The organism is Bartonella sp. F02, from assembly GCF_026929975.1.
Classification (GTDB): Bacteria; Pseudomonadota; Alphaproteobacteria; order Rhizobiales; family Rhizobiaceae; genus Bartonella.
Genome location: NZ_JANHOK010000002.1, coordinates 203112 through 214189, shown reverse-complemented (window position 1 = coordinate 214189; position 11078 = coordinate 203112). Strand labels below are relative to the sequence as shown.

Here is an 11078-nt window from a genome sequence, read left to right as displayed (position 1 = left end):
CATCAAAAAAATTTGCTTCTGCGCTATATGAGGTTATTCATTTCAATAAAGAATACTTTAATACATTTATGATGTGGCCGCGCTTTGTTAATCATGAAGATAACACAGCCAGTTTTCTTGGTTCCTGTTTACTTGCACATCAAAAAAATGAGGGAAAAACATATGTTATTTTGTTCAATGATGATCCGGTTGGTCTACTTTCCTTTAACAGCATCGATAGTAGAAATAAAGTCGGATATATCGGATATTGGCTTGATAGCAGAGCTCAAGGGAATGGAATTATGACACGAGCAATAAAAGCTCTCGTTGAATGCTATTCTTCATGTGGTGTCATCCACCATTTTGTAATTAAGTGCTCCACTTTTAATCAGAAAAGCAATGCAGTTGCAAGGCGTTTCGGTTTTATGTATGAAGGAACGTTGAGACAGGCTGAATATTTAAATGGAGTTTTTCACGACCAAAATATTTACAGTTGGATTTCGTCTGACGCGTGAGATTTAAAAAATATGGTATGATCTGTTCAAATATGGAATTAATTTCCTCAAAAAAATATTACAAGCAATACGTAGACTATTAACTAATACCATACTTGAAAGGTTGTTTTTGCTTATTTACAACTTGAGTTAAAGTAATATCAGATAGTTAAATACTATAAGACTTATTGTGTCTAAGGTAATAACTTTTAAGTATAAGAAAACATCTAAAAGTCTCTTGTAATAATATCTATAAAATTACTAATATACTTTATACCCTACTACTATGTTCGCTTATGTTTCAAAAACAAGCCATCCTTTATCATAGATAGATTTAGCGGCATTAAAAAATAGAAAGAAAGACTAAAGAACAGTAATTCACTCGCCTTTAAAAGACGAGTTGGAAAACTTATTCCCTAAGCTTACTGTATTATCCTTTACTTTTAAAAAATATCAATAAACTCTATGCGATAAAAGAATACGTTGGTGTTCAGACATAGGAAGGTGATTTTGTAAATATGGTACACATCTTTTACAATGCCTAAGGTGAATTTGTATTGAGTTTTTATGTTTGTTATGAAGCCATGGAGGTTTTTAAAGGATTCGCTTTCAGAAAGAAAAACGCTTTCTGACGCCTGATACTGCAATTTTTTATAGTTACAATTCCACCTGATAACGCTCTAATAGAAACACAAAAGGTAGCTTTTTTGGATATTTTAAATAACTAATTTAAGAAATAATAAAATATTATCATATTTCTGGTGCCCCCAGAGAGACTCGAACTCCCGACCCCCTGATTACAAATCAGGTGCTCTACCAACTGAGCTATAAGGGCAACACCGCGCAGAACCTAACACAAACTTACAAAAAGGCAAATAAAAAATAATATTTTTTAGCATAAATGTTAAATAATTTTTATTATAGACTAATAAAATAATATTTTTTATATTACTGCCTTACATAATAACTTTGAGGTTATTATTACATGGGTGGACAGTATATATTTTCATTGAATTATTTTCGTGTATCTATTTGAGAATGTTCATTTTATCAAAATAAAAATAAGCTACAATCACCCTGTATATCTGAAGAATGTGAGCTTTTATTGCTTCAAACACTCCATAAAAAATAAGACATATTTCTTATGAAATAACATACTCCATCATGAGATATTTTTCATAAATTGGTTATGTTTATCTTTTCATGTTACGATATTGTGAAAAGTCTACAATAATAACGCTCAAATGAGTTATTAACAAATATAAACCATTTTTTACACTCAATGTTTACCATTGCTATTTCTCATAATTTTTATGAGCTTCTTTTTCAGAAAGATAATTTTCTAACCAGTGAATATTATAATCACCATTGATGATATCTTTATTATTAATAAGGTCACGAAATAAAGGCAGTGTAGTTTTAATTCCATCAACAACGAATTCATCCAAAGCACACCGCAAACGCATCATGCATTCTAAGCGTGTGCGACCATGAACAATTAGTTTTCCAAGCAAACTATCGTAATAGGGGGGAATCTGATAACCAGAATAAGCACTTGAATCAACACGAACGCCTAATCCACCAGGTGTATGGAAATGTGTGATACGTCCTGGAGAAGGCGTAAAATTAACAGGATCTTCAGCGTTAATACGACATTCAATAGCATGACCCGAAAAATGAATATCGTTTTGTGTAAATGAAAGTCCTTGGCCAGATGCAATACGAATTTGTTCGTGAACCAAATCAATACCTGTAATTGCTTCAGTAACAGGATGTTCAACTTGTAAACGAGTATTCATTTCAATAAAATAGAACTCATCATTTTCATAAAGGAATTCAACAGTACCTACGCCACGATATTTAAGTTTTGCACAAGCATTTGCAACAATTTCACCAATTTTTTTTCTTTCACGTTCATTAAGTGTAGGGGAAGGCGCTTCTTCCCATACTTTTTGGTGACGTCGCTGAAGCGAACAATCACGTTCTCCTAAATGAACAGCGTTTCCAGCTCCATCACCTATAATTTGAATTTCAATATGGCGCGGTTTTTCTAGATATTTTTCAATATAAACTGAATCATTATTAAATGCCGCTCCAGCTTCTGAACGTGTTATACTCAGAGCAATCATAAGTTCGTTATCAGAACGAACAACTTTCATACCGCGTCCGCCACCTCCGGCAGAAGCTTTAATAATAATAGGATAACCAATTTCATTAGCGATGCGTAAAGCATCTTTTTCTTCTGTAACAGCTCCATCAGAACCTGGAACAACAGGAATTCCAAGATTTTTGGCAGTTTTTTTTGCTTCTATTTTATCACCCATGATTCGGATATGTGCAGCTGTTGGACCTATGAATGTAATATTATGAGCTTCCAAAACATCTGCAAATTTTGCATTTTCAGAAAGAAAACCATACCCTGGATGCACTGCATCAGCTCCTGTAATCTCACATGCTGCAATAATTTGAGAAATGTTTAAATATGAATCGCGAGCTGGAGGAGGGCCGATACAAACACTCTCATCAGCAAGACGAACATACATAGCATCAGCATCTGCTGTTGAATGAACTGCTACAGTTTTAATCCCAAGTTCTTTACAAGCACGCAGAACACGAAGAGCGATTTCTCCTCGATTAGCAATGAGAATTTTTTGAATCATAATGACTCCTTGTTTTATTCAACAATAATAAGTGGTTCACCAAACTCAACGGGTTGTCCATCTTTAACCAATATAGCGGTTACAGTACCTGCATGAGGTGATGAAATATGATTCATTGTTTTCATTGCTTCTATAATCAGTAATGTTTGACCTTCAGAAACATTTTGCCCTATTTCTACAAAAGGTTGCGCACCTGGAGCAGAAGCAAGATATGCTGTTCCAACCATTGGAGATGTAACAGCATTCTTTGATCTTTCTTCTTTTGTAGAAGCAGTAGTTATAGAAGTTTCAGTTGGAGATGTAGGGGGAGCAGTTAGATTAGGACTAGAAATAGGAGTATAGATCACCTGTTCAGAAGAAGCAGGAGTGTTTTGTCGTGAAACACAAATACGAAGTCCACCTTGTTCAAGTTCAATATTAGTTAAATTTGTATCATTCAAAATTTCAGCAAGATTACGGATAACTTCCGTATCGATTTTGGCATGTTTTGTTGTATCTATTTTTTTTGTAGCCATCTTATTTTTAACTCCTTGATCAAATGAAAAGCGTCATGATTTTATTATATTATGCATATATCCAAATATCTTTAGACTGCTGATGATTTTCTTTGATCTTTTTTAAAGAATGCCATTTTTATGATTTTAAATCAGCTTTTTTACAAGATCAGCTTCATAATCTTGTCAACACAGAAAAGAAAGCGAAAAATAATATAATTTACGGTATTTTTTAATAAACTTCATACAATCATAATCAAAAAATTTATTGAGCGTTTTCTATTTCTCTCTTTAGAATATCTTCACCTACAGCTCCAACGAATATTTTATCATCAATAATGAAAGAAGGAGTTCCATTAATGTTTAATTCTGAGGCAATTTGAACATTTTTTTGAAACTTTTTCATAATATTAGGGTCTTTTATTGTCTTACGCAATGTCGTTTCATCTGCTCCTAATGAAGTTGCTATTTTAATAGCTTTAGATTCATTTGCGCGACCTGAAGAAGTTAAAAGCATTTTATAAAACTGAGAATATTTTTGAGGGAATTGTTTTCTAAATGCATAGGCAACAAGATGCGCTTCTACTGAATCAGGTCCTAAAATGGGTAAATCCTTTATAATGACTTGCAAGTTTGGATGCTCTTTTATTAAGTGCATTATATGAGGATAAGAAGTCTTGCAATATTTACAGTTATAATCAAAAAACTCAACGAGTGTAACTTTTCCATTTGGATTTCCTAAAATAGCATCATCAGAAGATTGAAAAATTTCTTTTTCCCATGATTTGAGAGTTTGTATTTCTTGTTTTTTCCTTTCATTGAATTTTTCTTGAAGGCTAAATTGCATCTGAATAAGAATTTCCGGATTATTGAGAAGATAATCTGTTATGATTTGTCGAATATAATTATCATTGATCTGTGGTATAATTTTTTCACTTAGTCGGGATAAAAAGGTAGAGTCTTCAAGAAGCTGTACTTTAAGATTATCTTTTGTTAAATGGTCTACAGTTTTTTCTTGTGCTGCTATATTTGATAAAGGTAAGCAGATTAAAATGTATAATATGGCAGTGATTGAGAGTTTAACAAATAATGTCATATTAAAATTTTTATATTGATAAATCATCTGCGCGCCTTTGTTTTTCATTAAAAATTATGGATTAACTATACGGAAAGTGTTGGCTATGTGCAATAAAGAATGAGATATTTTGTCGGCTTACATGTCAATATTTATGAGCTAGTTGATTTATTTCAGTTTATAATTTTCTTTAACAGCAGTTATGTTTTAAAAATTGCTATGTCAGTATTATACAGCGATTTTTATATTTAAAACAATTTAATGGATATAAATAAGAAGCTGTGTACTTTTCCGACAGTGCTTGATAAATTTGTGTTTACACATAGCATTCTATGTGCGGAATAAATCTAATATGAAAGTAAAATAATGGAGATCACAACACATTATGATCTATTTGTTATTGGTGGTGGAATAAATGGATGTGGAGTAGCAAGAGATGCTGCGGGTCGTGGATTTAGTGTTGGACTTGCAGAAATGAATGATCTGGCATCCGGTACATCGAGTGCATCTACAAAATTGATTCATGGTGGTCTTCGGTATCTTGAACATTATGAATTTAAACTTGTTCGTGAAGCTTTGAAGGAGCGTGAAATTATTTGGCGTATGGCTCCACACATTGTACATCCTTTACGTTTTATTCTTCCTTATCATAAAGACATGCGTCCCGCCTGGATGCTGCGTTTAGGTCTTTTCATTTATGATTATCTTGGTGGTTGGAATCAAAAATTTCAGCATTCCAAAACGGTTTATTTTTCAAAAAAAACAGAAAATTTTCTTAAAGAAAATTATCATAAAGGCTTCGAGTATTCTGATGCGATCGTTGATGATGCTCGTTTAGTTATTGCCAATGCACGTGATGCGGAAAAATGGGGTGCTGATATAAAAGTACGAACAGAAGTTGTCTCTTTAAAAATTGAAAAACAAAAATGGTTTATAACCCTTCGTGATAAGTTAAACGCTCAAGAATACTGTGTTACAGCTTCTTATGTTGCAAATATGACAGGACCTTGGATCAACCGTATTTTAGCAAACATACTTGATTATAAAGACCATTCACCTGTGCGACTTGTCAAAGGTTCTCATATTGTTGTTCCTAAGCTTTATTCACATAATTGTGCTTATATTTTTCAAAATAATGATGGCCGTATTATTTTCTCTATTCCATACCAAGAGGAGTTTACATTGCTTGGAACAACAGATTGTGATTACCAAGGTGATCCTTCAGATGTTTCTATTTGTGATGCGGAGATTGAGTATATTTGTACCGCTGCCAGTGAATATTTTTCACAACGTGTATTACGTGAAAATATTGTGTGGACCTATTCAGGAATTCGACCACTTTATGATGATGGTGCTTCAAAAGCACAGGAAATAACACGTGATTACGTTTTGAAAGAATTTGGCGCAGAAGGAGAACCACGGATTCTTAATCTTTATGGAGGGAAAATTACAACATATCGTAAATTGGCTGAAGATGCGATGAAGTTTGTTGAAAAAGCTCTTGGTTCTAGAGGAGCTTCGTGGACAAAAAATTCAACACTTCCTGGAGGTGATTTCCTACATAGTAGATTGGATATAATCGAGAATAAGATTTCTCATTTACTTTCAGGTCTGGATTCTTTTACTAGTCGTAGACTCGCTCGTTCTTATGGTTCAGAAGTGTTTGCAATATTTGCAAATGGTGATGCTGATAAGGGAAAAAATTTTGGACATGGACTGTACGAAGCAGAAGTGAAATGGTTAATCGAAAAAGAATGGGCTCAGACATGTGATGATGTGTTATGGAGGCGCTCAAAACTTGGTCTTTTATTTAATGAACAAGAAGTTGATGTTCTTTCCAATTATATATCTGCATATATAGAAAATACGACAACACAATAGATTTTATTTTTAATGAGTTATTACAGAGTTTTGTATTAAATTTCATTTTCTTATAAAATTGTTTTTGAAATTTTTATAAGATATTGAATTATCATAATAGTATGATAAAAATATTTTAAATTTTGTATGAAAAGAAATATATTTTCTTTGTTTTTGATATGAATCTTTATAAAACTTGTGTTACTTGAATACAAAAACAAAATATAGATAATTTTTGAGTATTTTAGCAGAGAATAACAAACAATAAATTTATATATTATGACGCTTTATAATTCTCCCTCATTGGTAAAGTTTGCAGTAGCACCAATGTTAGGGTGGACAGATCGACATTGCCGATTTTTTTATCGTCTTTTAACAAAAAAAGCACTTCTTTATACTGAAATGATTGTAGCGGATGCTGCCATTCACGGTGTTCGTGAACAATTATTGGCTTTTAGCGATAAAGAGCATCCTATTGCATTGCAATTAGGAGGAGCGGATCCAAAAAAATTGGTAGAAGCAGCACGAATTGCTGAAGATTTTGGTTATGATGAAATCAATCTTAATGTTGGTTGTCCATCGAATCGTGTTCAAGCTGGCACATTTGGTGCTTGCTTGATGTTAAAACCTAATCTTGTAGCATGCGCTGTAGAAGCAATGAAACAAGCTGTTAATATTCCTATAACTGTAAAATGTCGCATTGGTGTTGATCAGCAAGATGAAAAACTAGCTTTAGATTTTTTAGCTGATCAAGTGTGGAATGCGGGCTGTGATGCACTTTGGGTGCATGCACGCAAAGCGTGGTTAAAGGGATTAAGTCCAAAAGAAAATCGCCATATCCCACCGCTTAATTATGAAAGAGTTTATAGTTTAAAGCAAAAATATCATAATAAGTTCATTGGAATAAATGGTGGAATTAAATCACTTGATCAAGTAAAAGAGCATTTGAAATTATGTGATGCTGTCATGGTTGGGCGGCAAGTTTATCATAATCCAGATTTTCTATATTTTATTGATTCTGAAATATATGGTGACTTGCAAAACAATTTGAGCGATTGCGATCTCATTGAGATTATGTGTGATTATGCGGCTAGGCACATCGCATCTGGTGGACGTCTTTCTCATGTGACATGTCATATGGTTGGTTTATTTTCTGGTCGAAATGGTGCACGTCGATGGCGACAAATTTTATCAACTGATGCAACAAAAAAAGATGCAGGCGCACATATTTTAAAAGAAGCTTTTTCTGTTCTTAGTTAAAATAAATATTTCATAATTTTATGTTTTATTTATAATATCTTATAATAAGTATTTTATAAAAAGATTTAGAATGTTTAGAGTATTTATAATGCTTAGAAATAATGTTTATCTGTAATTTTCAATGATATAAATCTCAAACCATATTATTAAAATTTGTAAATCAATCACCGGAAAATGGCGATTTTATTAGATTGTTTAATATATAAATAGTTTTCTTTTTTAAAAGACAAGAGATTATTTATACCCTGTCTATAAAATTAAATTTTAATAATACATTGTAGATTGGGAAAGGTATTTTTATGGCGATCAGTCCATTTGATGATTTTCGTGCTTTATTTTCAAGTTTGCCTGTTGCTGATGAATTTATGATAATTTTAGCAAAGAAAAGACAGGCGCAGTTAGCAAAAATTTTAGGAACCTTAGGAAAATTGGGAGATGTTGCTGTTTGGTATGCTGGATGGAAAGGTGAAGAAAAACCAATTATATCTCGTCCTTTAGTAGCTATTTTTTCTGGTAACCATGGTATTACAGATGAAAATATTACATCCTTTCCGCAATCCATGACTCAACAGATGGTAAAAAATTTTACAACTGGTTGTGCTGCCATCAATCAAATTTGCTCGGTTTATGATTTGGGATTAAAAATTTTTGATTTAGCACTCGAATATCCAACCATGAATATTACAAAAGATGCGGCAATGGATGAGCGCAGTACGGCTGCAACGATGGCATTCGGAATGGAGTCAATTGCAGGAGGAACTGATCTTTTGTGTGTTGGTGAAATGGGAATTGGCAATAGAATAATAGCTTCAGCTTTATGTTTAGCTTTGTTTGGAGGAAATGTTGAAGAATGGATAGAATCCGGAACAGATTCTTCGAAAGAATTATATGAGCGTAAAATAATAGCAGTAAAAGAGGCGATTGCTTTGCATCAGGATTATCTAAATGATCCTTTTGAAATTATGCGTCGTTTAGGAGGACGTGAAATTGCCGCTATGGTAGGAGCTATTCTTGCTGCAAGAATGGAAAAAATTCCAGTTATTTTAGATGGTTTTGTCGCAACAACTGCAGCAGCAATACTTTATAAAATGCATCCAAAAGCTCTCGATCATGCAATTGTTGGTCATGTTTCTGCTGAGCCGGCACATTATAAACTTTTAGAAAAAATTAATAAAAAACCACTTTTAGATTTTGGAATGAAGATTGGTGAGGGAACGGGTGCGGCTATCGCAGCAGGTATTGTTAAAGCTGCTGTTTTAACACATACAAAGACGCTAACCCCTGGAGAAGAAAATTGAGAGCATTTAAAATGTAATAATGTGATTAAAATATTTTAATAGGATTTTTATGTAAATTACAAAAATTTACGCACAATATAACGAAGGTGGATGATAAGTTCATTCTGAAACCAAGGATGCTTTTGTAACCAAAAAGTATTTCGCCATGATGGGTGAGGTAAAGGCATAACTTTATATCCTCGAGGCTGATTGATAGAAAGAATGTTTTTCCAATCATGAACAGTTTCTGAAACAGTTTTATGTTTTAAGTTCGTGATATGCCATTTTTGTGCATAACTTCCAATAGCAAGAACAAGCTTTATTTGTGGCATCGCTTGAAATACTTTTTCATGCCATATTTCTCGACATTCACGTCTTGGCGGCAGATCAGATTTATTTTGATTATAACCGGGAAAACAAAATCCCATGGGAATGATTGCAAAGAGAGATTTATTATAAAATTCTTCACGACTAACACCAAGCCAATCACGGAGTCTTTCTCCAGAACGATCATTAAAAGGAATAGAATTTTTATGGACACGCAGCCCTGGGGATTGGCCAGCAATTGCAATAGAAGCCGTGTGCGATAAATAAGCGACAGGATTGGGCTCATGAGGAAGAGGAGGCATATAACGAGGATGTTTGATACAAACACGACATGAACGAATCTTTTCTTCAAGTCTAATGATGTCATTACATGTTTGTTTTTTCATAATCGATAAAAAGTAGCAATAGTGGTAAAATTAAGCAATGATTTTACTGATTAATATGAGAATGTGCTTTTCTCCACTCTTGTGGTTTTTGAAAACTTGATTGCCATATACCTTTTTTTTGTTTTTTAGCTTTTCTTTCTTCTTTACGGTAATCATAATAGCTTATAGCCCAGCCGTCACGCACCATTGTCGCATTAATATTATTAATTTGTTCTGTTTTACACGTTGCAAGAATTCGATGATATTTATCTTTTTTATTCCAATAACACGTCACAGGTTTTCTTGCGATGAGCTTTTCTAAATGCTTTTTGGCTTTCAAACCACACGGATAACGTTTTTTTGAAGTGCCGCAAGATTGATGTAATTCAGGAGCATCAATTCCTAAAAGTCGAATCATGATAGAAGAAATTATGATTGAATCACCATCAACCACTAATGCATGACCTTTAAGAAATGCTTTATTGAAAAAAAAAGAAACTTCAGCAGAATGTGATAAAGTATATTTAAAATAAATTGCTACATTAATAAGAAAAATAGTAATTATAACAATACTTGTAACAATAATTCTTGGTTTGAAGTCAATAAGATTAGAATAAAGAGCTCTTTTTTTCATTAAAGTAAAAAACTGAGTTATCTACTCACTCATAACATTTTTCGTTAAAGTTAGAAAAAATTTTACAAGAATATAATTTCCTGTTGAACACACAATTTATGCGATTAGGTAATTGTAGCCCGTTTTATAAATCAATGACCTTATACTTATACATTTAATTTCCCACTCTACGTCCTTTTGGAAATAAGCATTTTATAAACGCATTATTAGATCATAATAAATATGCTGAAGATCGTAAAGCCGTCGTAAGCCATATTAAAGTGGCTGTTAGAATAAGCATAAAGTCAACACAAAAAGAAATCATCATCTTCTCTCACTCCTCCCCTTATTTTCAATCATCTTATTTGATGACCTAATCGATTGATTGAGATTCAAATGAAATAATAAATCTGATTATTTAATTTTTGTTTCTTTAAATTCAACGTGTTTTTTTACAACTGGATCATATTTACGTTTAGTCATTTTATCTGTCATGGTACGGCTATTTTTTTTTGTTACGTAGAAAAAGCCTGTATCTGCAGTTGATAAAAGCTTAACCTTAATAGTTGCTGCTTTAGCCATAATAGAAGTCCTATTTATACTGAAAGTGATATTCTTTTGCTATAAAATCAATTTTAAATGCAATTAAAATTCACAATAACACTACGGATGTT

At 32.7% G+C, this 11078-nt stretch carries 10 protein-coding genes and 1 tRNA gene; 4 read left to right on the top strand and 7 right to left on the bottom strand.

Annotated features, from left to right (window positions below; translation table 11 throughout):
- Positions 1 to 68: 68 nt before the first annotated feature.
- A complete protein-coding gene (locus NPY00_RS02400; protein WP_269020430.1) occupies positions 69 to 494 on the top strand; it encodes a GNAT family N-acetyltransferase in 426 nt (141 codons plus the stop codon).
- A 738-nt stretch (positions 495 to 1232) separates the two neighbouring features.
- Here the strand turns inward: NPY00_RS02400 and NPY00_RS02395 are convergent.
- The 4 genes from NPY00_RS02395 to NPY00_RS02380 form a co-directional block, all read right to left on the bottom strand.
- Positions 1233 to 1308, bottom strand: a tRNA-Thr gene (locus NPY00_RS02395).
- A gap of 460 nt (positions 1309 to 1768) precedes the next feature.
- Positions 1769 to 3133, bottom strand: a complete 1365-nt coding sequence (accC, locus tag NPY00_RS02390) for an acetyl-CoA carboxylase biotin carboxylase subunit (RefSeq protein ID WP_269020429.1) — start codon at positions 3131 to 3133, stop codon at positions 1769 to 1771.
- 14 nt (positions 3134 to 3147) lie between these two features.
- Entirely contained in the window at positions 3148 to 3648 is a 501-nt protein-coding gene (gene accB, locus NPY00_RS02385; RefSeq protein ID WP_269020428.1) for an acetyl-CoA carboxylase biotin carboxyl carrier protein, read from the bottom strand.
- A gap of 244 nt (positions 3649 to 3892) precedes the next feature.
- The gene (locus NPY00_RS02380) at positions 3893 to 4750 is read right to left on the bottom strand and encodes a DsbA family protein (RefSeq protein WP_269020427.1); all 858 of its coding nucleotides are present in this window, start codon (positions 4748 to 4750) and stop codon (positions 3893 to 3895) included.
- 318 nt (positions 4751 to 5068) lie between these two features.
- Here NPY00_RS02380 and glpD point away from each other — a divergent pair, with 318 nt between their 5' ends.
- The 3 genes from glpD (at position 5069) to NPY00_RS02365 (ending at position 9120) form a co-directional block, all read left to right on the top strand.
- Positions 5069 to 6583 carry a glycerol-3-phosphate dehydrogenase gene (gene glpD / locus NPY00_RS02375; RefSeq protein WP_269020426.1) on the top strand — a complete coding sequence of 505 codons (1515 nt, stop codon included), beginning with the start codon at positions 5069 to 5071 and terminating at the stop codon, positions 6581 to 6583.
- 258 nt (positions 6584 to 6841) lie between these two features.
- Positions 6842 to 7822, top strand: a complete 981-nt coding sequence (dusA, locus tag NPY00_RS02370) for a tRNA dihydrouridine(20/20a) synthase DusA (RefSeq protein WP_269020425.1) — start codon at positions 6842 to 6844, stop codon at positions 7820 to 7822.
- Between the two features lie 299 nt (positions 7823 to 8121).
- Positions 8122 to 9120: a nicotinate-nucleotide--dimethylbenzimidazole phosphoribosyltransferase gene (locus NPY00_RS02365; protein WP_269020424.1), complete on the top strand. Its 999-nt coding sequence runs from the start codon at positions 8122 to 8124 to the stop codon at positions 9118 to 9120.
- Between the two features lie 56 nt (positions 9121 to 9176).
- Here the strand turns inward: NPY00_RS02365 and NPY00_RS02360 are convergent, their stop codons facing one another.
- The 3 genes from NPY00_RS02360 to rpmG all read right to left on the bottom strand — a co-directional run bounded on the left by NPY00_RS02360 (position 9177) and on the right by rpmG (position 10986).
- Positions 9177 to 9812: a uracil-DNA glycosylase family protein gene (locus NPY00_RS02360; protein ID WP_269020423.1), complete on the bottom strand. Its 636-nt coding sequence runs from the start codon at positions 9810 to 9812 to the stop codon at positions 9177 to 9179.
- Between the two features lie 43 nt (positions 9813 to 9855).
- Complete coding sequence (locus NPY00_RS02355) at positions 9856 to 10425, bottom strand: thermonuclease family protein (RefSeq protein ID WP_269020422.1); 570 nt, start codon at positions 10423 to 10425, stop codon at positions 9856 to 9858.
- A gap of 393 nt (positions 10426 to 10818) precedes the next feature.
- Positions 10819 to 10986: a 50S ribosomal protein L33 gene (gene rpmG / locus NPY00_RS02350; RefSeq protein ID WP_269020421.1), complete on the bottom strand. Its 168-nt coding sequence runs from the start codon at positions 10984 to 10986 to the stop codon at positions 10819 to 10821.
- Between the last annotated feature and the right edge of the window lie 92 nt (positions 10987 to 11078).

What these genes read in the sequence shown, in the direction of transcription:
- NPY00_RS02400 (WP_269020430.1), top strand. Translation starts at nt 69, where the DNA reads ATGATGTGGCCGCGCTTTGTTAATCATGAAGATAACACAGCCAGTTTT.
- accC (WP_269020429.1), bottom strand. Translation starts at nt 3,133, where the DNA reads ATGATTCAAAAAATTCTCATTGCTAATCGAGGAGAAATCGCTCTTCGT.
- accB (WP_269020428.1), bottom strand. Translation starts at nt 3,648, where the DNA reads ATGGCTACAAAAAAAATAGATACAACAAAACATGCCAAAATCGATACG.
- NPY00_RS02380 (WP_269020427.1), bottom strand. Translation starts at nt 4,750, where the DNA reads ATGATTTATCAATATAAAAATTTTAATATGACATTATTTGTTAAACTC.
- glpD (WP_269020426.1), top strand. Translation starts at nt 5,069, where the DNA reads ATGGAGATCACAACACATTATGATCTATTTGTTATTGGTGGTGGAATA.
- dusA (WP_269020425.1), top strand. Translation starts at nt 6,842, where the DNA reads ATGACGCTTTATAATTCTCCCTCATTGGTAAAGTTTGCAGTAGCACCA.
- NPY00_RS02365 (WP_269020424.1), top strand. Translation starts at nt 8,122, where the DNA reads ATGGCGATCAGTCCATTTGATGATTTTCGTGCTTTATTTTCAAGTTTG.
- NPY00_RS02360 (WP_269020423.1), bottom strand. Translation starts at nt 9,812, where the DNA reads ATGAAAAAACAAACATGTAATGACATCATTAGACTTGAAGAAAAGATT.
- NPY00_RS02355 (WP_269020422.1), bottom strand. Translation starts at nt 10,425, where the DNA reads ATGAAAAAAAGAGCTCTTTATTCTAATCTTATTGACTTCAAACCAAGA.
- rpmG (WP_269020421.1), bottom strand. Translation starts at nt 10,986, where the DNA reads ATGGCTAAAGCAGCAACTATTAAGGTTAAGCTTTTATCAACTGCAGAT.